The sequence below is a fragment of the Zoogloea sp. GW822-FHT05C07 genome (genome assembly GCF_058800215.1).
The window spans coordinates 4633809-4660633 of sequence record NZ_CM179510.1 but is presented as its reverse complement, the minus strand read 5'-3'; the positions used below and the strand labels follow the sequence as shown (position 1 = coordinate 4660633).

At 64.6% G+C, this 26825-nt stretch carries 23 protein-coding genes and 2 tRNA genes; 17 read left to right on the top strand and 8 right to left on the bottom strand.

The window, feature by feature from the left end; genetic code table 11:
- Positions 1–9 precede the first annotated feature (9 nt).
- The 3 genes from glcF to AC3QL2_RS21470 all read left to right on the top strand — a co-directional run bounded on the left by glcF (position 10) and on the right by AC3QL2_RS21470 (position 3437).
- A complete protein-coding gene (gene glcF / locus AC3QL2_RS21480) occupies positions 10–1227 on the top strand; it encodes a glycolate oxidase subunit GlcF (RefSeq protein ID WP_493232354.1) in 1218 nt (405 codons plus the stop codon).
- A gap of 87 nt (positions 1228–1314) precedes the next feature.
- Positions 1315–2976: an L-lactate permease gene (locus AC3QL2_RS21475; RefSeq protein ID WP_493232353.1), complete on the top strand. Its 1662-nt coding sequence runs from the start codon at positions 1315–1317 to the stop codon at positions 2974–2976.
- A gap of 14 nt (positions 2977–2990) precedes the next feature.
- Positions 2991–3437 carry a universal stress protein gene (locus tag AC3QL2_RS21470; RefSeq protein ID WP_493232352.1) on the top strand — a complete coding sequence of 149 codons (447 nt, stop codon included), beginning with the start codon at positions 2991–2993 and terminating at the stop codon, positions 3435–3437.
- A gap of 156 nt (positions 3438–3593) precedes the next feature.
- Here the strand turns inward: AC3QL2_RS21470 and htpG are convergent, their stop codons facing one another.
- A complete protein-coding gene (gene htpG, locus AC3QL2_RS21465) occupies positions 3594–5510 on the bottom strand; it encodes a molecular chaperone HtpG (protein ID WP_493232351.1) in 1917 nt (638 codons plus the stop codon).
- A 90-nt stretch (positions 5511–5600) separates the two neighbouring features.
- Between htpG and AC3QL2_RS21460 the strand changes: the two genes are divergently transcribed.
- Positions 5601–7397, top strand: a complete 1797-nt coding sequence (locus AC3QL2_RS21460; RefSeq protein ID WP_493232350.1) for an ATP-binding protein — start codon at positions 5601–5603, stop codon at positions 7395–7397.
- Positions 7398–7444: 47 nt separating this feature from the next.
- Here AC3QL2_RS21460 and greB read toward each other — a convergent pair whose 3' ends face one another.
- Together greB and AC3QL2_RS21450 are read right to left on the bottom strand one after the other, a co-directional pair.
- Positions 7445–8002, bottom strand: a complete 558-nt coding sequence (greB, locus tag AC3QL2_RS21455) for a transcription elongation factor GreB (protein WP_493232349.1) — start codon at positions 8000–8002, stop codon at positions 7445–7447.
- 97 nt (positions 8003–8099) lie between these two features.
- Positions 8100–8333 (bottom strand): DUF3567 family protein, encoded by a 234-nt coding sequence (locus tag AC3QL2_RS21450; RefSeq protein WP_493232348.1) that lies wholly within the window; start codon positions 8331–8333, stop codon positions 8100–8102.
- Between the two features lie 169 nt (positions 8334–8502).
- Between AC3QL2_RS21450 and AC3QL2_RS21445 the strand changes: the two genes are divergently transcribed.
- The 7 genes from AC3QL2_RS21445 (at position 8503) to AC3QL2_RS21415 (ending at position 13580) form a co-directional block, all read left to right on the top strand.
- On the top strand, positions 8503–8727 hold the full coding sequence (locus tag AC3QL2_RS21445; RefSeq protein WP_493232347.1) for a DUF465 domain-containing protein: 225 nt from the start codon (positions 8503–8505) through the stop codon (positions 8725–8727).
- A gap of 32 nt (positions 8728–8759) precedes the next feature.
- Positions 8760–10064, top strand: a complete 1305-nt coding sequence (locus AC3QL2_RS21440) for an O-acetylhomoserine aminocarboxypropyltransferase (RefSeq protein WP_493232346.1) — start codon at positions 8760–8762, stop codon at positions 10062–10064.
- 14 nt (positions 10065–10078) lie between these two features.
- Positions 10079–10909: an alpha/beta fold hydrolase gene (locus AC3QL2_RS21435; RefSeq protein WP_493232345.1), complete on the top strand. Its 831-nt coding sequence runs from the start codon at positions 10079–10081 to the stop codon at positions 10907–10909.
- Between the two features lie 69 nt (positions 10910–10978).
- Positions 10979–11776 (top strand): DUF2189 domain-containing protein, encoded by a 798-nt coding sequence (locus AC3QL2_RS21430; RefSeq protein ID WP_493232344.1) that lies wholly within the window; start codon positions 10979–10981, stop codon positions 11774–11776.
- A 139-nt stretch (positions 11777–11915) separates the two neighbouring features.
- Positions 11916–12623 carry an SIMPL domain-containing protein gene (locus AC3QL2_RS21425; protein ID WP_493232343.1) on the top strand — a complete coding sequence of 236 codons (708 nt, stop codon included), beginning with the start codon at positions 11916–11918 and terminating at the stop codon, positions 12621–12623.
- The gene (dtd, locus tag AC3QL2_RS21420) at positions 12620–13057 is read left to right on the top strand and encodes a D-aminoacyl-tRNA deacylase (protein ID WP_493232342.1); all 438 of its coding nucleotides are present in this window, start codon (positions 12620–12622) and stop codon (positions 13055–13057) included. The genes AC3QL2_RS21425 and dtd overlap by 4 nt, the downstream gene beginning before the upstream one ends.
- Complete coding sequence (locus AC3QL2_RS21415) at positions 13026–13580, top strand: C40 family peptidase (RefSeq protein ID WP_493232341.1); 555 nt, start codon at positions 13026–13028, stop codon at positions 13578–13580. The genes dtd and AC3QL2_RS21415 overlap by 32 nt, the downstream gene beginning before the upstream one ends.
- A gap of 26 nt (positions 13581–13606) precedes the next feature.
- Here the strand turns inward: AC3QL2_RS21415 and hemB are convergent, their stop codons facing one another.
- On the bottom strand, positions 13607–14572 hold the full coding sequence (hemB, locus tag AC3QL2_RS21410; RefSeq protein ID WP_493232340.1) for a porphobilinogen synthase: 966 nt from the start codon (positions 14570–14572) through the stop codon (positions 13607–13609).
- 420 nt (positions 14573–14992) lie between these two features.
- Here hemB and AC3QL2_RS21405 point away from each other — a divergent pair.
- Positions 14993–15073: transfer RNA gene (locus tag AC3QL2_RS21405), tRNA-Leu, on the top strand.
- 184 nt (positions 15074–15257) lie between these two features.
- On the opposite strand, the gene AC3QL2_RS21400 is transcribed toward AC3QL2_RS21405, so the two are convergent.
- The 3 genes from AC3QL2_RS21400 to ribA all read right to left on the bottom strand — a co-directional run bounded on the left by AC3QL2_RS21400 (position 15258) and on the right by ribA (position 16791).
- A tRNA-Arg gene (locus AC3QL2_RS21400) sits at positions 15258–15332 on the bottom strand.
- 77 nt (positions 15333–15409) lie between these two features.
- Positions 15410–16180: an MgtC/SapB family protein gene (locus tag AC3QL2_RS21395; RefSeq protein ID WP_493232339.1), complete on the bottom strand. Its 771-nt coding sequence runs from the start codon at positions 16178–16180 to the stop codon at positions 15410–15412.
- The gene (gene ribA / locus AC3QL2_RS21390; RefSeq protein WP_481114543.1) at positions 16177–16791 is read right to left on the bottom strand and encodes a GTP cyclohydrolase II; all 615 of its coding nucleotides are present in this window, start codon (positions 16789–16791) and stop codon (positions 16177–16179) included. Before ribA ends, AC3QL2_RS21395 begins: the two co-directional genes overlap by 4 nt.
- A gap of 162 nt (positions 16792–16953) precedes the next feature.
- Here ribA and AC3QL2_RS21385 point away from each other — a divergent pair, with 162 nt between their 5' ends.
- The 5 genes from AC3QL2_RS21385 to AC3QL2_RS21365 all read left to right on the top strand — a co-directional run bounded on the left by AC3QL2_RS21385 (position 16954) and on the right by AC3QL2_RS21365 (position 24176).
- A complete protein-coding gene (locus tag AC3QL2_RS21385; RefSeq protein ID WP_493232338.1) occupies positions 16954–17655 on the top strand; it encodes a c-type cytochrome in 702 nt (233 codons plus the stop codon).
- A gap of 100 nt (positions 17656–17755) precedes the next feature.
- Entirely contained in the window at positions 17756–18103 is a 348-nt protein-coding gene (locus AC3QL2_RS21380; protein WP_493232337.1) for a copper-binding protein, read from the top strand.
- Positions 18104–18215: 112 nt separating this feature from the next.
- On the top strand, positions 18216–19451 hold the full coding sequence (locus tag AC3QL2_RS21375) for a TolC family protein (protein ID WP_493232336.1): 1236 nt from the start codon (positions 18216–18218) through the stop codon (positions 19449–19451).
- Positions 19448–21028: an efflux RND transporter periplasmic adaptor subunit gene (locus AC3QL2_RS21370; RefSeq protein ID WP_493232335.1), complete on the top strand. Its 1581-nt coding sequence runs from the start codon at positions 19448–19450 to the stop codon at positions 21026–21028. Before AC3QL2_RS21375 ends, AC3QL2_RS21370 begins: the two co-directional genes overlap by 4 nt.
- 13 nt (positions 21029–21041) lie before the next feature.
- Positions 21042–24176, top strand: a complete 3135-nt coding sequence (locus AC3QL2_RS21365; protein WP_493232334.1) for an efflux RND transporter permease subunit — start codon at positions 21042–21044, stop codon at positions 24174–24176.
- A gap of 167 nt (positions 24177–24343) precedes the next feature.
- Here the strand turns inward: AC3QL2_RS21365 and lon are convergent, their stop codons facing one another.
- Positions 24344–26761, bottom strand: a complete 2418-nt coding sequence (gene lon, locus AC3QL2_RS21360; RefSeq protein WP_493232333.1) for an endopeptidase La — start codon at positions 26759–26761, stop codon at positions 24344–24346.
- Positions 26762–26825 lie beyond the last annotated feature (64 nt).

The window sequence follows — 26825 nt, the reverse complement described above, 5'->3', positions numbered from 1 at the left end:
AGACACGCCATGCAAACCAACCTGAGCGAAGCGGCCCGTCACCGCTACGGGGCCGAAGTGGCCGAAAGCGTGCTGCGCACCTGCGTGCATTGCGGCTTCTGCAACGCCACCTGTCCCACCTACCAGATCCTCGGCAACGAGCTGGACGGGCCCCGCGGCCGCATCTACCTGATGAAGCAGATGCTCGAGACCGGCGAAGTCAGCGAGAGCACCCGCACGCACCTGGACCGATGCCTCACCTGCCGCAACTGCGAAACCACCTGCCCGTCCGGTGTGCAGTACCACAAGCTGCTCGACATCGGCCGCGCCGCCGTCGAGGAACTGGTGCCGCGCAGCACCGGCGAACGCCTGCGCAACCTGGCGCTGCGTGCGGTCGTCCCCAACCCGGGGCGCGTCAGCACCGCCCTCGGCATCGCCTCGGTGCTGCGCCCCTTGCTGCCCGCCGCGCTGGCGGACAAACTGCCGCGCCACCGCTACGCACCCAAGCCCCGCCCCACCGCACGCCAGAGCCGCGTAGTGCTGATGCTTGAAGGCTGCGTGCAGCCCGGCGTGTCGCCCAACACCAACGCCGCCGCGGCACGCATCCTCGACCGCCTGGGTATCTCCATCCAGCCCGCGCCGGAAGCCGGCTGCTGCGGCGCCGTGGATTACCACCTCAACGCCCAGGACGCCGGCCTCGACCGGGCCCGCCGCAACATCGATGCCTGGTGGCCGGCCGTCGAAGGCGGCGCCGAGGCGATCGTGCAGACCGCCAGCGGCTGCGGCGCCTTCGTGAAGGAATACGCCTTCCTGCTGCGCGACGACCCGGCCTACCGGGACAAGGCCGCGCGGATCAGCGCACTGGCCAAGGATCTGGTCGAAGTGCTCAGCCGCGAACCGCTGGAAATGCTCGGCGTACAGGCCGACAAGCGCCTCGCCTTCCACTGCCCATGCACGCTGCAGCACGCCCAGAAACTCGGCGGTGCCGTGGAGGGCGTGCTGCGGCGCGTCGGCTTCGCGCTCACCGCGGTGCCCGACGGCCACCTGTGCTGCGGTTCCGCCGGCACCTACTCGATCACCCAGCCCGAGCTCTCCCGCCAGCTGCGCGACCGCAAGATGGACGCACTGGAAAGCGGCAAGCCGCAACTGATCGCCACCGCCAACATCGGCTGCCAGATGCACCTGGATGGCGCCGGACGCACCGAGGTCCGCCACTGGATCGAGATCATCGAGGACGCCATGCCCTGAACCCGAACCCGGCGGCTACCCCGCCCGCCGGAGTCCGGCCGGACTTGCAGCACCCGCAGCACCACACCAAAAAGAGGAGACAAAACCATGGTTTGGCAACAGACGTACGACCCGCTCGGCAGCATGCTGCTGAGTACGCTGGTCGCTGCAATCCCGGTAGCGGTCATGCTGATCGGACTCGGCTTCCTGCACCTGAAGGCCCACATTGCAGCGGCGGCCGGCCTGGCCAGCGCACTGCTGATCGCGGTCTTCGCTTACGGAATGCCGGCCGAGATGGCCGGCAAGGCGGCCTTCCTGGGCGGCCTCACTGGCCTGCTGCCGATCGGCTGGATCGTGCTCAACATCATCTTCCTGCACCAGCTCACCGAGCAGAACGGGTCGTTCAAGATCCTTCAGGACTCCATCGCCGGCATCACCGAGGACCGGCGCCTGCAACTGCTGCTGATCGCCTTCGCCTTCGGCGCCTTCTTCGAGGGCGCGGCCGGCTTCGGCACGCCGGTGGCGGTGACCGCGGCGATCCTGATCGGCCTCGGCTTCTCGCCGCTGGCCGCCTCCGGCCTGTCCCTGATCGCCAACACCGCGCCGGTGGCCTACGGTGCCCTCGGCACGCCGATCATCACGCTGGCCAAGGTCCACAACTACGACGTGATGGCCGTGTCGGCGATGGTCGGCCGCCAGCTGCCGTTCTTCTCGGTGCTGGTGCCGTTCTGGCTGATCTGGGCCTTTGCCGGGCGCAAGGGCATGCTGCAGATCTGGCCGGCCATCCTGGTCGCGGGCGTCACCTTTGCAATCCCGCAGTTCATCGTCTCCAACTTCTTCGGTCCGGAGCTGGTGGATGTCATCGCGGCGATGTGCTCGATGATCAGCCTCGTGCTGTTCATGAAGGTCTGGCAGCCCGCCGAGATCTGGCGCACAACCTCCCTGCGCGGCCATGAGGAAGACGGAGGCAAGGCCGCTCCAACCACCGCCATCGCCCGCCATGCCACTGGCGACGTGATGCGCGCATGGATGCCCTGGTTCATCCTGACCGTGTTCGTCTTCATCTGGGGCCTGCCCGTGGTCAAGGCCTACTTCAACGGCATCTACGCGCCGAAGTTCCCCATCGAAGGCCTGCACAAGCTGGTCGAGAAGGTGCCGCCGGTCGTTACCACGCCGACCAAGGAAGGCGCCGAGTACGTCTTCGGGCTGCTGTCAGCCACCGGTACCGGCATCTTCGTAGCAGCGATCGTCGGCGGCCTTGCGATGAAGTACAACCCGCTGACCCTGCTGCGCACCTACGGCAAGACGATCTGGCTGGTCCGCTACTCACTGATCACCATCGTGCTGATGCTGGCCCTCGGCACACTGACCCGCTATTCCGGCCTCGACACCACGCTGGGCCTGGCCTTCGCCTCCACCGGCGTGCTGTACCCCTTCTTCGGCACCCTGATGGGCTGGCTCGGCGTCGCGCTGACGGGTTCCGACACAGCCTCCAACGTGCTGTTCGGCGGCATGCAGAAGGTCGCTGCCGAACAGCTCGGCCTCAGCCCCAACCTGATGGGCGCAGCCAACAGCGCCGGCGGCGTGATGGGCAAGATGGTGGATGCCCAGTCCATCGTGGTGGCGTCCACCGCCACGCGCTGGTTCAACCATGAGGGCGACATCCTGCGCTACGTGTTCTTCCACTCCATCGCGCTGGCTTGCCTGGTGGGTATCTTCGTGACGCTGCAGGCCTATGTCTGGCCGTTCAGCGCCCTCGTCATCAAGTAATCGGGAGAGTCTTCATGTACAAGCGCATTCTGGTTGCCATCGACAGCAGCGACACCGCCCGCAAGGCCCTCGACGAAGCCCTGCAGCTGGCCCGGCTCACCGGCGCCACGCTGTGCGTCGCCCACGCCCTCGACGAGGCGCCGCTGGTCCAGCACGCAATGGGCATCGGCACCTACATCGACGCCGACAAGATCAAGGACGAGATGCGCCAGGTCGCCCTCCCGGTGCTTGACGAAGCGGTGGCCAGAGCCAACGCCGAGGGCGTCACGGCCGAACGGCTGCTGATCGAATCGGACAATAAGCGCACCGCCGAGCAGATCGTCGACGCAGCCCGAAACTGGGGCGCCGACCTGATCGTCGCCGGCACCCATGGCCGCCATGGCATGGACCGCCTGCTGGTCGGCAGCGTCGCCGAGAACCTGACCCGGCTGGCGAAGACCTCGCTGCTGTTGGTGCGCTGAGACCACGCGCATTTGTTTCGGGCAAGAAAAATGGCGAGCCGCGAGGCCCGCCATTTTTTTGATGAAGCAGTCGGAGGCTGCCGCCATGAGAGCGAACTCAGTCGCCCTTCACGTATTCAGCCCCCGTCCGCGAGCGGAACGATTCCGCCCCACAACTCACGCAGCGTTCATCGCCAGCATCAGCTGGTTGATGCGCTTCACGAAGCTCGCCGGATCGTCCAGCGTGCCGCCTTCAGCCAGCAGGGCCTGGTCGAACAGCACCGCGGCCCAGTCCTCGAACTGCTTGTCCTCATACTTGAGACGCAGCACCACCGGGTGGGCCGGGTTGATCTCAAGGATCGGCTTGGAAATCGGCATGTTCTGGCCGGCCGCCTTCATCAGGCGGGCCAGGTTCATCCCCATGTCGTGCTCGTCGGCCACCAGGCAGGCGGGGGAGTCGGTCAGGCGATGCGTGACGCGGACTTCCTTTACCTTGTCGCCGAGGCTGCTCTTCATCTTGTCGAGCAGGTCCTTCAGCTCACCGGTTTCCTTCTCGACGGCGGCCTTCTCGGCTTCGTCTTCCAGCTTGCCCAGGTCGAGGCCGCCCTTGGCGACGGACGCCAGTTGCTTGCCGTCGAACTCGGTCAGGTTGCCAACCACCCATTCGTCCACACGGTTGGACAGCAGCAGCACTTCGATGCCCTTCTTGCGGAAGATTTCCAGGTGCGGGCTGTTCTTGGCGGCGTTGAAGCTGTCGGCGGTGACGTAATAGATCTTGTCCTGACCTTCCTTCATGCGGCTGATGTAATCGGCCAGCGAGACGACTTCCTCGGTGGTGTCGGCATTGGTGGAGGCGAAGCGCAGCAGGCCGGCGATCTTCTCCTTGTTGGCGTGATCCTCGCCGACGCCTTCCTTCAGCACCTGGCCGAACTCTTTCCAGAAGGTGACGTACTTTTCCTTCTGGTTCTCGGCGAGGTCTTCGAGCAGGCTCAGCACCTTCTTGGTACAACCGGCGCGCAGGGTATCGATGTCCTTGGATTCCTGCAGGATCTCGCGGGACACGTTGAGCGGCAGGTCGTTGGAGTCCACCACCCCGCGCACGAAGCGCAGGTACATGGGCATCAGCTTCTCGGCATCGTCCATGATGAAGACGCGGCGCACGTAAAGCTTGACGCCGTGGCGGGCCTGGCGATCCCACATGTCGAAGGGCGCGTGGCCCGGCACGTAGAGCAGCTGGGTGTATTCGTGGCGGCCTTCGACCTTGGCGTGGGTCCAAGCCAGCGGCTCTTCGTAGTCGTGGCCGACGTGCTTGTAGAACTCGGTGTATTCCTCGTCGGTGATGTCCGACTTGGCGCGCGCCCACAGGGCGTTGGCCTTGTTGACGGTCTCGTCTTCGTCGGTGAGGACCTGTTCCTTCTTCTCCTCGTCCCACTGCTCCTTCTTCATCACGATGGGCTGCAGGATGTGGTCGGAGTACTTCTGGATGATCGAACGCAGCTTCCAGCTGGACAGCAGGTCGTCCTGGTCATCACGCAGGTGCAGGGTGATCTCGGTGCCGCGGCCGGCCTTCTCGACGGCTTCGACGGTGTATTCGCCGGCGGTGTCGCCGGTCATCGAACAGGTCCATTGCACTGCGGCGTCGGCCGCCAGGCCGGCACGGCGGGTGCGCACGGTGACCTTGTCGGCCACGATGAAAGCGGAGTAGAAGCCGACGCCGAACTGGCCGATCAGGTGAGCATCCTTCTTCTGGTCGCCGGTCAGCTTGCCGAAGAACTCCTTGGTGCCGGACTTGGCGATGGTGCCCAGGTTGGTCACCACTTCGTCGCGGCTCATGCCGATGCCGTTGTCGGTGATGGTCAGCGTGCGGGCCACCTTGTCGTAGCCCACGCGGATCTTCAACTCGGCGTCGCTCTCGAACAGCCCGCCGTTCTCGAGGGCTTCGAAACGCAGCTTGTCACAGGCATCGGAGGCATTCGAAACCAGCTCCCGCAGGAAGATCTCCCGGTTCGAATACAACGAGTGGATCATGAGGTGCAGTAGTTGCTTGACCTCAGCCTGGAAGTTCAAGGTTTGCGCGGACGTATCGACAGTCATAAAGCTTGCTCCATAAGAACCGTTAACGATCCCCATATGGGTATGCCCCGCTGACTTTCAAGTCCCTGCCAACGCATGGAACACTCCCGATTGCCCGCCTCAGCGCTTTCGTCGTCGCAGCCCGCAGCGTCCCGGGCAGATCCCCCCATCGCGGCAAGTTCGCTGCGCTGGCTGCGGCTGGCCATCTGGATCGCCTTTGCGCTGCTCGCCGCCCTTATCGTCGGCGTCACCACTTCACTCATCCGTTATGACCACGACCAGGTGCTGCGGCGCTCGGAGTCCGAGCTGCTGAGCCTGACCCGCGTACTGGAGGAACACATCGCGCGCACCTTCGGCGAGGCAGAAGGCGCCGTCAATGAGATTGCCGGCCTGGTTGCGCTGCGCGGCGGCATCGATGCCTTCGGCCAGGGAGAGCTGCAGGCCTTGCTGCAGCAACGCGCGCCCCACCTTCCGGAAGCCGAGACCCTGTTCGTCGAGCGCGAGGATGGACGCCTTGCCGCCGATGCCCGCGAGCCGGAACCCACCGAACAGGATGGCGCGGCGCCGGACAAGCCAAGCATGCCGCCCGTCCTGAAGGATGGCTTCGATATCGGCAGCCCAGGGCATCACCAAGTCGGCAGCCGCGTCAGCACCCCGCTGACCCGCCAGATCTTCGATGCGGCTGGCAAATACCTCGGCACAGCCGGTGCGGCCATCAGCCATGCCTATTTCGGGGCGGTATACCGGGAGCTAGGGCTGTCCGACCGGGACACGATCCTCGTGATCCACGCCAGCCGGCAGGTCGTGCTGATCCACCACCCGCAAAACGACGCCCTGATCGGCACCGCGGCCTCGTGGCCATCGGTACCCGGCACGCCCGCCGACGCCCGCAGCCTGGTGCTGACCGGCGCCAGCGACACGGACCCGGTCGACAGCATCCGCGCCTACCGCCGCCTGGCCGACCGCCCGCTGATCATCGCGGCAAGCCGGCCGGTCGAGGTCGCGCTGGCCGACTTCTACGCCCATCGGCGCTACATCGTGGCCGCGGCGGGCCTGATGCTGGCCCTCCTCGGCGCGCTGGCTTTCAGCCTGCACCGCGTGGCCAGCCTGCGCGACGCCGAACGCGAAGCGCTTGCCGAATTGAACGCGTCGCTGGAGGAACGGGTACGCCAGCGCACCGAAGAACTGGAGCAGTCCAACCGGGAGCTGCTGAGCTTCAGCTATTCGATCTCCCATGATCTGCGGGCGCCACTGCGCGCGATCAACGGCTTTGCCCACGCGCTGGCCGAGGATTACGGCGAACGCCTCGACGCGACGGGCCGCGACTACATCGCCCGCCTCGCCAAGGCCAGTCTGCGGATGGGGGAACTCATCGACGCGCTACTGAAACTTGCCAGCGTGTCGCGGCAGGCGCTGAAGATCGCACCGACCGACGTGAGCGCCATTGCGCGGGAGATTCTCGATGAACTGGCCACCACCACACCCGAGCGCCTGGTGCAGTTCCATGTGGAAGACGCACTCAGCATCGACGCCGATCCGACGCTGATCCGCAATGCCTTGCAGAACCTGCTCGGCAACGCCTGGAAGTTCTCCCGCGACAGCCACCCAGCGATCATCCAGGTCGGCGGCCGCCCCCACGGGGAGGAACAACTCTTCTACGTGACCGACAACGGGATCGGCTTCGACATGGCCCATGCCGGCAAGCTCTTCGAACCCTTCCAGCAACTGCATGCGCGGGGCGGTTTCGAAGGTTCGGGGATCGGCCTGGCCAGCGTACGCCGTATCATCGAACGCCACGGCGGGACGATCTGGGCCGAGTCGGCGCCAGGTGCCGGCACGACGGTTTTCTTCACGCTCCCGCGCAGCCCGGCCATTGTCCGCCGCCCGCGCATCAGGCAGATGGCGTAGGCAGCGCTGCGGCCAGCGCCTTCACGCTGACAGCAGCAACGCCTGTCTCACTCGTAACGGATTTCCACCACTTCGATTTCCCGCACGCCCGCCGGGCTGGCGAAACGCACCACATCCCCTTCCCGGGCCTTCAGCAAGGCACGGGATAGCGGCGCAATCCAGCTGATCCGGCCTTCGGAGGCATTCGCCTCGTCCACACCGACAATCTGGTAGGTCTGCTCGTCGTCCCCCCCGTCCACATCGCAGACGGTGACGGTCGCGCCGAAGAAGACCTGCTCGGTATTCTCCTGCTCGGACGGCGTAACCACCGTGGCGCCCTCCAGGCGCTTGATCAGGAAGCGGATGCGGCGGTCGATCTCCCGCAGGCGCTTCTTGCCGTAGATGTAATCGCCGTTCTCCGAACGATCGCCGTTGGACGCGGCCCAGCGCACCGTCTCGACCAGCTTGGGGCGCTCATCGCGAACGAGTTCATCGAGCTCGGCCTTGAGCCGCTCGAAACCGTTGCGGGTCATGTAGTTGCGGGTACCGGGCGGCAGGCTGGGCACACCGGGGGCGGACTCGTCGTCCTCGTCCTGGTCGCTTTCCTTGACGAAGGCCTTATTCACCCTGAAACACTCCGGAAACAAAACGGTGGGCAATAGTAGGAGCCGCCTGCCCGACTGGCAAGCGACTCCTACCGCCCCGTCCCGCATCAGGAACGCGTCAGTGGTAAATCGCCGGCTGGGTCATCAGCGAACCGTAGTCGGCGATCCAGGCTTCGAAATCGTTCATTTCGGTGGCCGACGACGCCACATCGCGCAGTTCGCGGCGAAAGCGCTGGGCCGCCTCGTCACGGAACAAGGCTCCGACGCCGCGCCGCTTGTCGATCACCTCGACCGCATCGAGGTTGGGGTAATCGACCACATACAGGACAGGATTGTTGAGTACCACGTTCATGACAGGCCTCCCGATAGCTAGGTTTTGCCTTTTGGGCATCGTGCTACTGAAGATGGGAACACATTCCGGTACTTCAAGTTCCCCAACGCCGTTGTATTTCCTGCCCCCCGCGCCTAAGATTCCACCGAAACCCGCTCGCAGCCGTGCCCTTACCTCATTCAGACCAGGCATGAACGACAGCAACGAACCCAGCGCCGACGTCACCAGCCTCACATCCCGGCTGGCCACCCTGACCACCGAGCATCGAGACCTCGACGCCGTCATCTCCCAGATTTCGTCGGCGCCCCCGCCGGGCGACGAACTTCTGTTGCGCCGCTTAAAGAAACGCAAACTGCTGGTCAAGGACCGGATTGCCATCATCCAGCGCCTGATCGACCCGGACGAACTGGCCTGAAGCCAGCCCTCCCATTCCAGAATAGATACCGCATGTCCATCCACCGCAATGCCGGGGCCGACACGCTCGCCCTGCACGCTGGCCAGACGCCCGACCCCGTCCATCATTCCCGGGCCACACCGATCCACTTCACCACCAGCTACGTCTTCGAGGACAGCGAGCACGCCGCATCGCTGTTCAACCAGGAGCGGGCCGGACATGTGTATTCGCGCATTTCCAACCCCACCAACGCGGTGCTGGAAGAGCGCATCGCCGCCCTCGACGGCGGTGTCGGCGCGATTGCCTGCGCAAGCGGCCAGGCCGCGCTGCTGCTGGCCATCACCACACTGATGGGCAGCGGTGGCCACATCGTTGCATCCCGCGCGCTGTATGGTGGCTCCAACAACCTGCTGGCCTACACGCTGCCCCGCTTCGGCATTGAAACCACCTTCGTCGCTCCCGGCGACCATCAGGGCTGGCGGGCGGCCATCCGTCCGGAAACCCGCCTGCTGTTCGGCGAAGCGATCGGCAACCCGGGCCTGGAAGTGCTCGACATCCCCGAGCTGGCACAGATCGCCCGTGACGCGCGCATTCCGCTGCTGGTGGATGCCACGCTGGTCACGCCGATGCTGCAATGTCCGCTGGATCTCGGCGCCAACCTGGTCGTGCACTCCGCCACCAAGTTCCTCGGCGGCCACGGCGTTGCCATCGGCGGCCTGCTGGTCGATGGCGGCAACTTCGACTGGGAAGCCTCCGGCGGCCATTTCCCGACGCTCACCGAACCCTATGAAGGCTTCCACGGCATGGACTTCGCCGAGGAATCCCCCATCGCCGCGTTCCTGCTGCGCGCCCGGCGCGAAGGCCTGCGCGATTTCGGAGCCTGCCTGTCGCCGATGAACGCCTTCCAGATCCTGCAGGGCATGGAAACCCTGGGCCTGCGGATGGAGCGCCACGTGGCCAACGCACGGGCGCTGGTCTCCCATCTCGTCGCCCAGCCGCTGGTGGAGTCCGTCTCCTGGCCCGAACTCGACAGCCATCCCGATCACAAACTGGCCGCAAGGCTGCTGCCGAAAGGTTGTGGCGGCGTGTTCAGCTTCAGCCTCAAGGGCGGGCGCAAGGCGGGGGCGGCGTTCATCGAAGCGCTCCGGGTGTTTTCCCACCTGGCCAATGTGGGTGATGCCAAGTCCCTCGCCATTCATCCGGCCAGCACCACGCATTTCCGCATGTCGCGCAATGCGCTGCTGTCGGCGGGCATCACCGAAGGAACGATCCGCCTCTCCGTCGGTCTGGAAAGTGTGTCCGACCTGATCGAAGATGTGGACCGTGCGCTGTACGCCGTCCAGAAAGCCCTGGCCTGATTCCGGAAGCACGCATGAGACTCAACCTGTCCGGTCACCTGACCGACCACATCACCTTCTGCTACACCGGCGGCCAGCGCCTGGAGCGCGAGCGTCCCACCGCGCTGTTCATTCACGGCGCCGGGCACGACCACAGCGTATGGACGCTGCAGACCCGCTACTTTGCCCACCACGGCTGGAATGTCATTGCCCCGGACCTGCCCGGCCATGGTCGCTCCAGCGGTCCCGCGGTGGACAGCATCGAGGGCCTGGCCCAGTGGATCCTGGCCTTGGCGCACAAGCTCGGTACCGAACGTCCCGTCGTTGTCGGTCACAGTATGGGTGCGCTGATCGCGCTGCAATTGGCCGCCACGGCTCCCCAACTGGTGAGCCGACTGGCCCTTGTCGGCGCCGTCGCCCCGATGCCGGTGGCTCCCGCCCTGCTGGATGCCACGCTGTCGAACCGGGACAAGGCCCATGCACTGATCAACCAGTGGTCTTTCGCACCAAGCAGCCAGATCGGCGCGAGCAGTATTCCTGGCATGAACCTCACCGCGCTCAACGAACGCCTGATGCAGCGCCAAGCGCCGCGCGTGCTGCATACCGACATGGCCGCGTGCAATGCGTATAGCGCGGGCTTCGACGCTGCCGCACGGGTTCGCTGCCCAACCCTGCTGCTAAGCTCAGCCCAGGACCGGATGACGCCCCCCAAGGCCATCGCACCGCTCGCCGCGGCTTTCGACAAAAGCACCGAGCTCACCCGGGTCGTGCTGCCCGACGCCGGCCACGCGATGATGTCCGAAGCCCCCGGCCAGGTGCTCGATGCCTTGTGGCGCTTCGTCAATTCTTCCCACGCAACCGGATAGCCCCCGACATGAACTGATCCGGTGTAGCGGCAGGCCATTGAGTTCCAATAACCATAACGGAGACAAAGCATGGCTCAGCACGACATCCCCCCGGACGAGGAACAGGCCGCCGCGCTGCCCTTTCCCACTTTACGCACTATCGGTGCTGGCGCACCGTTCCAGTGGATCGCACAGGGTTTCAGCGATCTCAAGGCCTGCCCTGTCGCCAGCCTGTTCTACGGCTTCTGCTTCGCGGCCATGGGCTTGCTGCTGACTTTCGTCTTCGAGCATGCCTACCAATACACCTCCGCGGTCTCCACCGGCTTCCTGCTCCTCGCCCCGTTTTTTGCGATGGGGCTCTATGAACTGTCGCGGCGCCGGGAACTCGGCGAGCAATGCGCGCTGACCCCGACGCTGATGGTATGGCGCCGCAATGCTGGCAACCTGGCCGTCTTTGCCGCGGTACTGACTGTCATCTTTCTGATCTGGGCGCGCGCCTCCCTCGTCATTTTCGCCATCTTCTACACGCAGGAGCTCCCGAATCTGTCCGGCTTTCTCGGTCAGGTGCTGTCCTTCGAGAATCTCGACTTCCTGCTGGTCTACTTTGGCGTCGGCCTCATCTTCGCCTTGCTGGTGTTCGCGGTCAGCGTGGTGTCCATTCCGCTGATGCTCGACCGCAACCAGGACGCCGTCACCTCGATGATCGCCAGCATCCGGGCTTTGACCCTCAATCCGCTCCCGCTGCTCATCTGGGCCGCACTGATCGTCAGCCTGACCATCCTGGGCTTCCTGAGCTTTCACCTCGGCCTCGTCGTCCTGATGCCCATCGTCGGACATGCCACCTGGCACGCCTACCGGCAACTGGTGGCGCCTCTACCGCACAACTGACGTGCGAGCCCTGTGCTTTTCAGCGACACTCTGCACCGTTGTCGGCGCTGAACGGGCACATGGGCTTTGCCAATCGCGGCGGCCTGTGGCGAAATAGGCAGAATTTCTTACCATCCAGTCATGGCCGGAGAATATGCCCGTGCGCATAAAGCATTTCCTTTCCGCAGGCGTGGCCCTGCTTCTCGCTACTGCCACGGCGCAGGCAGCCGACGGAACAGCGCCCCCCGCCTTGCCGACGGCAGATATCTCGGTCGAGGCGAGCCGCCCTGCCCCCAACGACCAGTTCCGGGCCCAGGTCTATTACGAAACCACCGAGACCAGCCCCGCTGAACTCGCCCGCAAGGTGAATTCGGTCGTCGCACAGGCGCTACAGTCGGCCCGCAACTATCCGGCAGTGAAGGTGCGTACCGGCGGCAACATGACCTACCCGGTCTATGGCAAGAACGTGCGTAATATCGAGGCTTGGCGGATGCGCTCGACGCTGCTCCTCGAGTCCAATGATTCCGCAGCCCTGTCGGAACTGCTCGGCAAGCTCCAGCAAAGCATGGTCATCGGCGGGCTGAATGCAGCCCCGTCGGCCGAGACCTGGAAGAAGATCGAGGAGCAGGCCATCGTGGATGCCCTCACCGCCTTCGAAGCCCGTGCGAAACTGGTCGCCGCCAGCCTCAACAAGAAGTGGAAGATCAAGCACGTCTCGGTCAACACCGGCGGCATCCAGCAGAAGTCCATCATGCCGCTCGCCCGCAGCGCCAGCATGATGGCCGCCGAAGCCGTGCCCACGCCCATCGAGGCCGGCGACAGCGCGGTCAGCGTGTCCGTCAACGGGCAGATCGAACTGCTGGAATGATCGCGCTGATTCAACGCGTTCTCGAAGCCCGCGTGACCGTGGAAGAACGTACCGTCGGAACGATCGGCCCGGGGCTGCTCGCCCTGATCGCCGTGGAAAAAACCGATACGTCGGCCAACGTCGGTCGGATGGTGGAACGCCTGCTGGGCTATCGCGTCTTTCCCGACGACGACGGACGGATGAACTGCTCTCTGGTGGACACCGGAGGCGGCCTGCTGCTCGTATCCCAATTCACGCTGGCGGCCGACACGGCCAAGGGAACCCGCCCGAGCTTCACGCCCGCCGCCGCACCCGACGTCGCCGAAGAACTTTTCAATGCAGTCGTGACCCTGGCCCGCAGCCGCCATGCTTGCGTGGAGACCGGCGAGTTCGGGGCCGACATGCGCGTATCCCTAGTCAACAATGGCCCGGTTACCTTTCGCCTCACCGCCTGAACGGGCATACCCCGCCCTGCTCCTCGCGCTGGCCCTGCTCGCAGGCTGCAGCCAGGCGCCGCAGCGGCCGCTGGATTCGTCCTCGCCTTACTCCCGGCCATCGTCGGCAAATCGCAACTGGATCACCCTTTCCCAGTCCGGGGATGCCCAGGAAGTCGTGCTCTACGCGTTGGGGCTGCTCGACACCGGCTACCGCTTCGGAGGCAAGAACCCGTCCGCCGGGCTCGACTGCAGCGGCATGGTCAGCTACATCGTCGAACAGGTCAGCGGGCGCAGGCTACCTTACAACGCCGCCGGTATCGCCGAACGTACGCGGCCCATTTCATCCGGCGCAATCCAGCCCGGCGACCTGGTGTTCTTCAACACCCTTGGCCGTTCGTATTCCCACATGGGCATCTATCTCGGCGACGGCAAGTTCATCCATGCGCCCAGCAGCAAGGGAAAGGTCCGGGTCGATCGTCTCGACAACCGCTACTTCGCAGAACGCTTCGAAGGCGCCCGGACCCTGATGCCGGAGAGCTGACGCCCTCCGGCATCAGGGTCCGGCGCTTACTGGTTCTCTTTCAGCCAGCGCGCCGCATCCAGCGCGTAATAGGTCAGGATGCCGTCGGCACCGGCCCGCTTGAAGGCCAGCAGGGACTCCATCGCGCAAGCCTTCTCGTCCAGCCAGCCATTGGCTGCCGCTGCCTTCAGCATCGCGTACTCACCGCTCACCTGATAAGCGTAGGTCGGCACCTTCAACTCGGTCTTCACGCGCCGCACGATATCCAGGTAAGGCATGCCGGGCTTGACCATGAACATGTCGGCGCCTTCGGCGATATCGAGGGCCACTTCACGGATGGCTTCGTCGGAATTGGCCGGATCCATCTGGTAGGTGTATTTGTTGCCCTTGCCCAGATTGCCCGCCGAACCGACCGCATCACGGAACGGCCCGTAGAAGCTCGACGCGTACTTGGCCGAGTACGCCAGGATGCGCGTGTAGATCTGCTGCGCGCCATCCAGTTCGGCACGGATACGGGCGATCCGGCCATCCATCATGTCCGACGGCGCAACCACATCGGCCCCGGCCTGGGAGTGGCACAGCGCCTGGCGGGCGAGCACCTCCAGCGTCTCGTCGTTGAGCACGTAGCCGTTCGCGTCGATGAGACCATCCTGCCCATGAACCGTGTACGGGTCGAGGGCCACGTCGGTGATCACGCCCAGTTCGGGGAAACGACGCTTCAGCTCGCCGACGACGCGGGGCACCAGGCCATCCGGGTTAAAGGCCTCCTCCGCGCCCAGGCTCTTCTTGTCGTCCTCGACCACGGGGAACAATGCCAGTGCCGGCACACCCAGCTGAACAGCCTCTTCGGCAACACGCAGGAGATTGTCGAGCGACATGCGCGCCACACCGGGCATCGATGCCACCTGCTGAGTGATGCCCTGCCCCTCCAGAACAAAAACCGGGTAGATCAAATCGTCGGCGGACAAGCGATGCTCGCGCATGAGCCGACGGGAGAACTCATCCCTGCGCATGCGACGCATCCGGATTGCCGGAAATACAGACTGAACTGGGCTCATAAAGATCTCAAGTACTTACATCCAGAAACGAAATGCCGCAGGAACTTTCTCCCCCGGCCTCTACACTAATAAACAGATGGTGCTGAACCGTCTCCCGCTATACCTCCCTGAGCGGGTGCCTTGAGCAAGCAAGGCATTTTTTGACCCCCGGCGCTCCCCTTGCCGGGGGTTTTTTATTCCATCGTCACCAGACACGTCACATCGCTCATCCGGACGGATGGAATTCTAAGCCCAAGCCCCCGGGCTGACATCCCGCGATGCAGACCCAGGCTAAGCGGCGCACCCAAAGTGTGGTGTTTTCAAAACACACCATCCACCGGAAAAATCGAAGGGCTGGCAATGGCACCGCACTGCCTTTACAATGCGAGCCCTTCAGCGGACGTGGCGGAATTGGTAGACGCACCAGATTTAGGTTCTGGCGCCCTTGGCGTGAGAGTTCGAGTCTCTCCGTCCGCACATCAAACTCGAACGAGCCCGGAACTCTGCCCACAGCGCAGAGTGTCCGCGCCCGATTCGGCGGGGGAAGCTCTGCCTGATCACCAGAATGCTCGTGATCGTACCCCCCAAAACAAAAAAGCCCGCAATCGCGGGCTTTTTTGTGCGCTCAGGATACTCCTTGAGACCTCTTGCTACAGCAATTTGGTCCCCCCGACAGGAATCGAACCTGTATCTGGCGCTTAGGAGGCGCCCGTTCTATCCATTGAACTACGGAGAGGCGAGGGCGGCATTCTAGCTTGGTGTGCGGCGATGCGCCATGCCCATGGGCGTGCCTCGACAAATCAGCCGCAGCCGTCAGTTTCTCGCGTAGGAGAGGTGGAACTCCTCGATGCCGTCGAAATGCCGCAGCTCCGCAGACAGGGCGGCAATCGACATCGCCGAATCCTTGTTGAGGGCCACAGCCACGTAACGCCACTCTTCGCAGTCGTTGGAGCGGTGGATCTGGATGGAACCGGCAGCCAATTCATAGCCACGCGCCTTGGCGATGGAAGACAGTACCGCCTCGTTGGGGTGGAAGCCCGTGCGAAAGCGCAGCACGATGGACACGGCGTGGCGGGAAGGCAGCCATTTTTCCAGCCTCGACGCCCACATCATCAGTGCGGCGGAGAGCAGCGTCAGCAGGATTGCCGCCGAATAGAAGCCAACCCCGACCAGCACGCCGATTGCCGACGAAGACCAGATCGACGCGGCGGTGGTCAGGCCGCTGATGTTGAGGCCTTCCTTCATGATCACGCCGGCACCGAGGAAACCGACGCCGGACACGATGCCCTGGATGACCCGAGTGGGGTCGGGCGGCGCATGGCCGAGCAGCTCCGTCAGTGCACTCCCGCCATACCACGACCCCGGATAACCAACGATCACCGTCAGCGCGCAGGACGCCATGCAGACCAGCCCATAGGTCCGCATCCCTGCGGCCCGGCCATGGTAACTACGCTCGTAGCCCACCAGCAGACCAAGCAGCAGCGCACCGAGCAGATTGGCGAAAACGATGAGGTTGACCGCCAGCTCTTTCGCCGACCAGTAATGCGCGAACAGCTCGGCTACGGTCGGCGACGCTACGTTCATGCCCGTTCGGAGGTGAGCAGATGCCCCAACTTGCGGCGCTTAGTGGACAGATAGCGCTGATTCCAGCAGTTATTGCCCACTTCCAGCGGAACACGCTCGACAACCTCGATGCCGACGTCGGTCAGAGCGGCGACTTTGCGCGGATTGTTCGTCATCAGGCGCAAGGCGCCGACACCGAGATGCGCCAGCATGGGCTTGCACAGCTCGTAGCTGCGCATGTCCGCCGGAAAACCGAGAGCCGTGTTGGCCTCGACGGTATCGGCCCCGCCATCCTGCAGCTGATAGGCGCGAATCTTGTTGATCAGGCCGATGCCACGGCCTTCCTGGCGGAGATACATGAGCACGCCCCTGCCCGCCTTGGCGATCCGCCGCAGCGCTTCTTCCAGCTGGGCGCCGCAATCGCAGCGCTGGCTGAACAGCGCGTCGCCGGTCAGGCATTCCGAATGGACGCGGGCCAGCACCGGCTCGCCGTTGGCAATGTCGCCCAAGGTCAGGGCAACATGCTCCTTGTCGGTCCGTTCGTCGACGAAACCGTGGAGTTGAAACTTGGCCCACTGCGTGGGTAATTCGCAGGAGCCTACATACGAGAGTTGGGGGGCAATTTCACTCATTCTGGAACGGATCTTGAAACACAGGGGTTGATTCGGCGCGCCGATACCCCGCACTGTAACCCCACTCGACGATTTGAAACAGAAGTGTGACGGCAAACCAGTTTTGCCAGACGCACAACAATAGCGGGCCGGCGATGAAGCCGGGCCGCAGGGAACCCAGGAATGAACAAGACTCTGAGCATCGTTTCAGCGCTGGCCGCAGTCGGCGTGGCAGCAGGCGCGATCGCCCTTTACGCCGGCGCCATCGACGTTGCAGCCGACAATCCACACGCACCGCTGACCTATCGCGTGCTCGAATTTGCCCGCGAGCGCTCCATCGCGGTCCGGGCACACGACATCGAGCCGCCCGTCGATCTGGCCAACCCCGAACGCATCCGCCGCGGTTCGGGCAACTACGACGCGATGTGCGTCGGATGTCACCTGTCGCCAGGCGCGGAAGACTCCGAAATCCGCAAGGGGCTGTATCCAACACCGTCCAGGCTTGCAGACAAGTCAGCCGCCACGCTCGACCCGCAGTTTGCCCAGGCGCGTCGGTTCTGGATCATCAAGCATGGCATCAAGGCATCGGGCATGCCGGCCTGGTCCAAGGGTGGGATGGAGGACGAGGCGATCTGGGATCTGGTCGCGTTCGTGCAGAAGCTGCCCGGGCTGACCGCTGCCGACTACCGTGCCCTGGTCGCCTCCAGCGAGGGGCACCGCCACGGTGGGCTCGATGGGCATCATGACGGGCACGAGCATGACGACGACGATGAGCACCATGAGCACGGCGACCATGCGGACCATCACGAGGATGAGCCGGCGTCGGCACAAGCCGGGATGAAGAAGGGCCATACCCATCCGCCCGGCTTCAAGCATCAGCACTGATCCAGCCAAGATTACTGAAATGTAATGTTCGGGACAGCTTCCCGTCGGTGAAGGCTTGCCAAAATGGGGCATCCCTTCCGTTCATCTGGATCCAGTCATCATGAAGACGCCCCTTGGAATCATCTTCGCAGCCCTTCTTTCCGCAGCAGCCCTGCCGGCCCCCGCAGCCAAAGACAAGCCTCAAACGGCCGACGCCCACAATCATGGCAGCCACGCCGCCCTGGCCCCGGCGACGCTGACCGAAGGCCTGGTGAAGAAGGTGGACAAGGCCGCCGGGCGCGTGACCCTGTCCCACGGCCCGCTGCCGAACGGCATGCCGGCGATGACGATGATGTTCCGCGTGCAGGACCCCGCGTGGCTCGACCAGCTCAAGGCCGGCGACCAGATCCTCTTCGCGGCGGATCAGGTGAACGGCGCGATGACCGTCGTAGAGTTGAAGCGCAAATGAGTGTGCAGTCCGGCCTCGCCTGATTGCGAGGCGCGCCAGACCCGCCCCAGTGATGCTCAGGGAGCAAACAATGAGAACGCGAATGCCATGTCGCGCCAGAAGCCTTCTTGCCGTGCTGTTGTGTGCCATCGGCGTGAGCGCCCAGGCACAGGAAGCGCTGATCGGCGCCGATGTGGAGTCCCTGCTCGCCTACGCCCGCGAGCGCAATCCGGACTACGCGGCCATGCGCCATGAGGCTGACGCCGCGGCCGAGCGGGTGATTCCGGCCGGCGCCCTGCCCGACCCGAAGTTCCGCACCGAACTACGCGACATCACCCGCATGGGCGACCAGAATCCGGCCCTGCTGCCGGCCCAGGTCGGCAGCACGCGCTACCTGCTGATGCAGGACGTGCCCTGGCTGGGCAAACGCGACCTCAAGCGGGAGATCGCCGAGCTCGACGCCCGCGGCGCCAGCGGACGGGCCAGCGGCACCTGGGCCGAGCTCTCCGCCCGTATCAAGAGCACCTACTCCCAGCTGCAGTACGTCTCCCGCAACGAGCAGCTAACCCGCGAGATCCTCGACCTGATGATGCGCCTCGAGAAGATCGCCCAGGCGCGCTACGCCGGTGGCCTGGCCGCCCAGCAGGACGTGATCCGCGCCCAGGTCGAACAGACCGGCATGAAAAGCGAACTGCTCGCGTTGCAGAACGAGCACCGGCAACTGCACGCGCGACTCAATGCGCTGCTGGCCCGCCCCAGCGCCGCGCCGCTGGCGCCGCCCCAACGCCTGCGCCCGCTGCCAGTCGCTGCCCGGCTCGATCCGGCGACGCTCGAGGAACGCGTGCGCGCCCGCAATCCGCAGATCTTCGCCGACGAAGCCCGCATCCGCGCCGCCGAGAAGAACCGCGAACTCACCTACAAGAACCGTTACCCGGACTTCACGCTGGGCGTTTCGCCGATCCAGTACCAGGGCGCGGTGCGGGAATGGGAGCTGATGGTCGAGCTGAACCTGCCGCTGCAGCAGGGCTCCCGCCGTGCCCAGGAAAGGGAATCGGAGGCCATGCTGTCCGCCGCCCGGGCTCGCCACGACGCAACCGCCAACCAGGTGCTCGGCGAGCTCGCGGAAAATCTCTCGGGGCTTGAGTCAGCTCGCCTGACCGAGACCCTGACCACCACCAGCCTGCTGCCGCAAGCGGAGCTCAGCTTCAAGGCCGCCCTCGCCGGCTACGAAAACGGCAAGGTGGATTTCGCTACGCTGCTCGACGCCCAGCGGCAGATCAAGCAGGCCCGCCAGAGCAGCATCAAGGCCCAGGCCGAAGCACAGCTGCGCCTTGCAGAAATCGAACGCATTCTCGGAGAAGACCTATGAAAGCAGGCGCAGGCATTGCCGTCGGCCTCGCCATCGCCCTCGCTGCCGGTGGCGGCTACTGGCTCGGGCAACGCCCCCCGGTTGGCCCGCAGCAAGCGAGCAGCCCGGTCGCCGCGGCGCCGGCGGACGGCGCGAAGAAGGAACGCAAGCTGCTGTACTACCGCAACCCGATGGGCCTGCCGGATACCTCGCCGACGCCCAAAAAGGACCCGATGGGGATGGACTACATCCCGGTCTATGAAGGCGAGGCGGATGACACGCCGACCGCCGCCGGGACGGTGAAGATCAGCACCGATAAGGTCCAGAAGCTCGGCGTGCGCACCGAAGCCGCCGAACTGCGCAGCCTCGACCGCACTGTGCGCGCCGCCGGCCGCGTGGAGATCGACGAGCGGCGCAGCTTCGCGATCTCGCCTAAGTTCGAAGGTTACGTCGAGCGCCTGCACGTGAATGTCACCGGCCAGCCGGTCGCCAAGGGGCAGCCCCTGTTCGAGGTCTACAGCCCGGAGCTGGTGTCCGCCCAGCGCGAGTACGCCATCGCCGCCCAGGGTGTCGAGGCCCTCAAGGATGCCGGCAGCGAGGCCCAGAGCGGCATGAAGCAGCTCGCCGAATCCAGCCTGCAGCGCCTGCGCAACTGGGACATTTCCGACGAGCAGATCCGCACCCTCGCCAAATCGGGCGCCACCAAGCGCACGCTGACCTTCCGCTCGCCGGTGGCCGGCATCGTCACCGAGAAGAAGGCCCTCCAGGGAATGCGCTTCATGCCGGGCGACGCCTTGTACCAGGTCGCCGACCTGTCGTCGGTGTGGGTGGTCGCCGACGTGTTCGAGCAGGACATCGGGCAAATCCGCAGCGGCAGCCCGGCCCGGGTGCGCATCAACGCCTATCCGGACAAGGTCTTCGAGGGCAAGGTGAGCTATGTCTATCCGACCCTCAACGCAGAGACGCGGACCGTACCCGTCCGCGTGGAACTCGCCAATCCCGGCCTGCTGCTGAAGCCCGCGATGTTCGCGCAGCTGGAGCTGCCGGTCGGCGGCCGGCAGCAGGTCGTGACCGTACCCAACTCGGCGGTGATCGACAGCGGCACGCGTCAGATCGTCCTCGTCGCCCACGGCGAAGGCCGTTTCGAGCCGCGGGAGGTGAAGCTGGGCAGCCGCAGTGAAAACCACATCGAGGTACTGCAAGGCATCAAGGCCGGCGAGCAGGTCGTCGTTGCAGCCAATTTCCTGATCGACGCGGAGAGCAACCTGAAGGCTGCGCTGGACGGCTTCGGTCAAGCGGACCACGGAGCCAATCCAGCCGTCGCCCCAGCTTCCGTCGGCCATCGCACAGAGGGCACGGTGGAGGGTCTCGACCCCAAGGAGAACACCGTCACCCTCAGCCATGATCCGGTGCCCAGCCTCAAGTGGCCGGCGATGACCATGGACTTCAAGCTGGCCAATCCGGCCCTGCAGCAAGCCCTCAAGCCCGGTGCTCGGATCAGCTTCGAGTTCGTCGAACGCCAGCCGGGAGAATGGGTGATCACGGCGGTCAAGCCGGCCGGCGCCGCAGCAACAGCCAAGGCCCACGCTGGACACTGACAGGACCCCGCTCATGCTAGCCAAGCTTATCGACTGGTCGGGGCGCAACCGCTTCCTGGTCCTGCTCGCCACGCTATTCATCGTCCTCGCCGGCGTCTTCGCGGTGCTGCGCACGCCCATCGACGCGCTCCCCGACCTCTCCGACGTGCAGGTCATCGTCTACACCGAATACCCCGGCCAGGCGCCGCAGGTGGTCGAGGACCAGGTCACCTACCCGCTCACCACGGCCATGCTGTCGGTGCCTAAGTCGAAGGTCGTGCGGGGCTTCTCCTTCTTCGGCGCGTCCTTCGTTTATGTGATCTTCGAGGATGGCACCGACATCTACTGGGCCCGCTCACGGGTCCTCGAATACCTCAACTTCGCCGCCGGCCGCATGCCCAAGGGCGTGACGCCGCAGATCGGACCGGACGCCACCGGCGTCGGCTGGGTCTATCAATACGCGCTGATCGCCAAGGAGAAGACCCTCGCCGAGCTGCGCACGATCCAGGACTGGTACCTGCGCTACCAGTTGGCCAAGGCCCACGGCGTCGCTGAGGTCGCCTCTATCGGCGGTTTCGTGCAGACCTACCAGGTCACCGTCGATCCAGTGAAGCTGCGCGCCTACGGCATTCCGCTGATGAAGGTCGCCCAGGTGATCCGCGACTCCAACCGGGACGTGGGCGGCCGCGTGGTGGAGATGGCCGAGACCGAGTACATGGTGCGCGGCAAAGGCTATCTGCGCGGCAAGGACGACATCGGGGCACTGGTCGTCAAGGCCGAAGGCGGGACGCCGGTGCTGGTCCGTGACATCGCCCGCGTCGAACTGGCACCGGACGAACGCCGCGGCCTCACCGAGCTTAACGGCGACGGCGAAGTGGTGGGCGGTATCGCCATGGCCCGTTACGGCCAGAACGCGCTGGAGGTCATCCACAACCTGAAGGACAAGATCGCCGAGATCGGCCCCGGCTTGCCGGAAGGCGTATCGGTGCAGACGGTCTACGACCGCTCCGAGTTGATCCACCGGGCCATCGAGACTCTCAAGAGCACGCTGATCGAAGAATCGCTGATCGTCGCGCTGGTGTGCGTGGTCTTCCTGCTCCATGTACGCAGCGCGCTGGTGGCGATCCTGATGCTGCCGGTGGGCGTGCTGATGGCCTTCATCGCCATGCGCCTGTTGGGCATGAACTCCAACCTGATGAGCCTGGGCGGCATCGCCATTGCAATCGGCGCGATGATCGACGCCGCCATCGTGATGATCGAGAACGCCCACAAGCACCTGGAGCGCCTGCCGGAAGGGCACACCACCAACGAGCGCTTCGAGGCGATGCTGGCCGCCTGCAAGGAGGTCGGCCCGGCACTGTTCTTCTCGCTCTTGATCATCACCGTCTCCTTCCTGCCGGTGTTCACGCTGGAAGGCCAGGAAGGCCGGCTGTTCTCGCCGCTGGCCTATACCAAGACCTTCTCGATGGCCGCTGCGGCGCTGCTGTCGGTAACGCTGGTGCCGGTGCTGATGCTGCTGTTCATCCGCGGTCGGATCATGCCGGAGGCGAAGAACCCAGTGAACCGGGCGCTGATCTGGCTCTATCGGCCGATCATCGCCGCGGTGATGCACTGGAAGAAGCTGACCATCGCGCTGGCCATGCTAGCGCTGGTGGTGTCGATCTATCCGGCCTCCCGCCTGGGCTCGGAGTTCATGCCGACGCTGAACGAAGGCACCCTCCTCTACATGCCCACTTCCCTGCCCGGCATGTCGATGACCAAGGCCGCCGAGCTGATGCAGACCCAGGACAAGATCATCAAGAGCTTCCCCGAAGTCGAGTCGGTGTTCGGCAAGGCTGGCCGCGCCAACACCGCCACCGACCCGGCGCCGCCAGAGATGTTTGAGACCGTCATCAACCTCAAGCCCCAGTCCGAATGGCGGCCGGGCATGACCACCGACAAGCTGATAGCCGAGCTCGACAAGGCCCTGCAGTTCCCCGGTGTCGCCAATGCCTGGACGATGCCGATCAAGGCGCGCACCGACATGCTGTCCACCGGCATCCGCACGCCGATCGGCATCAAGGTCTTCGGCAAGGATCTGGACGAGATGGAGAAGCTGGCCAAAGAGATCGAGGCCGTCGTGAAGACCGTGCCGGGCACCACCAGCGCCTTCGCCGAACGCATCACCGGCGGCTTCTACCTTGACATCGAACCGGACCGGGAGCAACTGGCCCGTTATGGCCTCGCCGTCGGGGACCTGCAGGACGTCATCGCCAGCGCCCTCGGCGGCGAGATGGTCACCACCACCGTCGAAGGCCGCGAGCGCTTCGGCGTCACCGTGCGCTACCCGCGCGAGCTGCGTTCCGATCCTCAGCAGATCGCCAGTCAGGTGCTGGTGCCGACGATGGGCGGCGCGATGGTGCCCCTAGGCCAGCTCGCCCGCGTCGGCATCGCCAAGGGCACACCGGGCATCCGCACCGAGAACGCACTGTTGTCCGCTTACATCTACGTGGACATCCGCGACCGGGACATCGGTGGCTACGTAGCCGACGCGAAGAAGGCCGTCGCCGACCAGGTCAAGTTTCCGCCAGGCTACTACGTGAGCTGGAGCGGGCAGTTCGAGTACATGGAGCGGGCCATCGAAAAGATGAAGATCGTCATCCCGATCACGCTGCTGACCATCTTCGTACTGCTCTACCTCAACTTCCGGCGCATCACCGAGACACTGATCGTCATGCTGTCGGTGCCCTTCGCGCTGGTCGGTGGCGTGTGGCTGATGTGGCTGCTCGGCTACAACCTGTCTGTCGCGGTGGCCGTCGGCTTCATCGCGCTGGCCGGCGTGGCGGCGGAGACCGGCGTGGTGATGCTGATCTACCTGGACCACGCCTGGGAAGCCCTAAAGACCCGCTGCCGCGCAGAAGGTCGGGCACCCCATGTCGGCGATCTGTACGAGGCGGTGATGGAAGGCGCGGTCGAGCGCGTGCGCCCGAAGATGATGACGGTCGTCGCGATCATGGCCGGCCTGCTGCCGATCATGTGGAGCAGCGGCACCGGCTCCGAGGTGATGAGCCGCATCGCCGCGCCGATGGTCGGCGGCATGCTCTCCTCCACCGTCCTGACCCTCGCCGTAATCCCGGCCATCTACGCGCTGGTCAAACAATGGCGGCTGGCACGGGGGCTGGAGAACTAAAGGGCGGCCCGAAGCCCTCACGCCTCGGGCCCCAGTTGAAAACACGGCGGAAAAAAGACCGCAGAAAGTAAAAGACCTCGAGCGACGGCAAGCCGCTCGAGGTCTTTTCTATGTAGCCAAGCGCCTGCATCAACCCGACGGGCCGACGCAGGAAACGGACAAGCCGATCAGTGCTTCACCACGCCGCCGTTGTCCGGGGTTTCTGCCGGAGCAGCAACCGCCACCTCGGCAGCCGGCACTTCCGGCAGCGGCTCGGGTTTGCGCTCCAGCGCGTGCTCGAGCACCTGGTCGATCCACTTCACAGGGATGATTTCCAGCGCGTTCTTCACGTTGTCCGGAATGTCGGTGAGGTCCTTGACGTTTTCCTCGGGGATCAGCGCCGTACGGATGCCACCGCGGACAGCCGCCAGCAGCTTTTCCTTCAGGCCGCCGATGGGCAGGACTTCGCCGCGCAGCGTGATTTCGCCAGTCATCGCCACATCGCAACGCACCGGAATGCCGGTCAGCACGGACACCAGGCCGGTGCTGATGGCGATACCCGCCGACGGACCGTCCTTGGGAATCGCGCCTTCCGGCAGGTGGATGTGGATGTCGGACTTCTGGTAGAAATCCTCCTGGATGCCCAGCGACTTGGAACGCCGACGCACAACCGACAACGCCGCCTGGATGGACTCCTGCATGACCTCGCCGAGCTTGCCGGTAGTCATGATCTTGCCCTTGCCCGGCAGTGCCACCGCTTCGACGGTCAGCAGTTCGCCACCCACTTCGGTCCAGGCGAGGCCAGTAACCTGACCAATCTGGTTTTCCTTCTCGGCAACACCGTAGGAGTACTTGCGCACGCCCAGGTACTTGTCGAGGGTCTTGGCATTGACGATCACCTTGGCCTTGCGCTTGCCGAGGACCAGCGCCTTCACCACCTTGCGGCAGACCTTGGACACTTCGCGCTCGAGACCCCGCACGCCCGCCTCGCGGGTGTAGAAGCGGACGATGTCGCGGATCGCATCTTCGGTGACCGACAGCTCCTCGCGCTTGATCCCGTTGTTCTTCATCTGCTTCGGAACAAGGTAGCGCTGGGCGATGTTCACCTTCTCGTCTTCGGTGTAGCCCGACAGGCGGATCACCTCCATCCGGTCGAGCAGCGGCGCCGGGATGTTGAGGGTGTTGGCGGTGGCCACGAACATCACATCCGACAGGTCGTATTCCACCTCGATGTAGTGGTCCACGAAGGTCGCGTTCTGCTCCGGATCGAGCACTTCCAGCAGCGCCGAAGACGGATCGCCGCGGAAGTCCTGGCCCATCTTGTCCACTTCATCGAGCAGGAACAGCGGATTGCGCACCGCAACCTTGGACATGTTCTGCAGGATCTTGCCCGGCATCGAGCCGATGTAGGTACGACGGTGGCCGCGGATCTCGGCCTCGTCACGGACACCACCGAGGCTCATGCGCACGAACTTGCGGTTGGTGGCACGTGCCACCGACTGGCCGAGGGAGGTCTTGCCGACACCCGGAGGGCCGACGAGGCACAGGATCGGAGCCTTCAGCTTGTCGACACGCTGCTGCACGGCAAGATACTCGAGGATGCGTTCCTTGACCTTCTCGAGGCCGTAGTGCTCGGTGTCGAGAACCTTCTCGGCCTCGGCCAGATCCTTGCTGATCCGCGACTTCTTCTTCCACGGCAGGCCGACCAGGGTCTCGATGTAGTTGCGGACCACGGTCGCCTCGGCGGACATCGGCGACATCAGGCGCAGCTTCTTGAGCTCGGCCTGGGCCTTGGCGGTAGCTTCCTTGGTCATGCCGGAAGCCTTGATCTTCTTCTCCATCTCCTCGAGATCGGCGCCGTCCTCGCCCTCGCCGAGCTCCTTCTGGATGGCCTTGACCTGCTCGTTGAGGTAGTACTCGCGCTGGCTCTTCTCCATCTGGCGCTTGACGCGGCCACGGATACGCTTTTCGACCTGGAGGATGTCCAGCTCGGTCTCGAGCTGGTTGAGGAGACGTTCGAGACGCTGACCGGCATCGAACATCTCGAGGATTTCCTGCTTCTGCTCGAGCTTCAGCGGCAGATGCGCAGCGATGGTGTCGGCAAGCCGACCCGGCTCCTCGATGCCCGACAGGGAGCTAAGGATTTCCGGCGGAATCTTCTTGTTGAGCTTAACGTACTGGTCGAACTGGCTGATGATGGCCCGGCGCATCGCCTCGACTTCATTGTTCGGCACATCGGTCAGCGGCATCGGCTGGGCCTTGGCGACGAACAGGGTGCGCAGGTCTTCGACGGACACCACGCGGGCACGCTGCACACCCTCCACCAGCACCTTCACGGTGCCGTCGGGCAGCTTGAGCATCTGCAGGATGTTGGCGATACAACCGAGATCGTAGAGGTCTTCCGCCGACGGCTCGTCCTTCGCAGCGGACTTTTGAGCCACCAGCAGGATGCTCTTGCCGGCCTCCATGGCGTTCTCGAGCGCCTTGATGGATTTGGGGCGCCCCACGAACAGCGGGATCACCATGTGGGGAAACACCACTACGTCGCGCAGCGGCAGCAGCGGGAGTTCGATCTGTTCTTCGGGGAGGTCAAGCGTGCTCGACATGATTATTCCTTTAAAGGCACTAAGGCCCCATATGGGGCCCTAGCGACATCAATTCAAGCAGTCC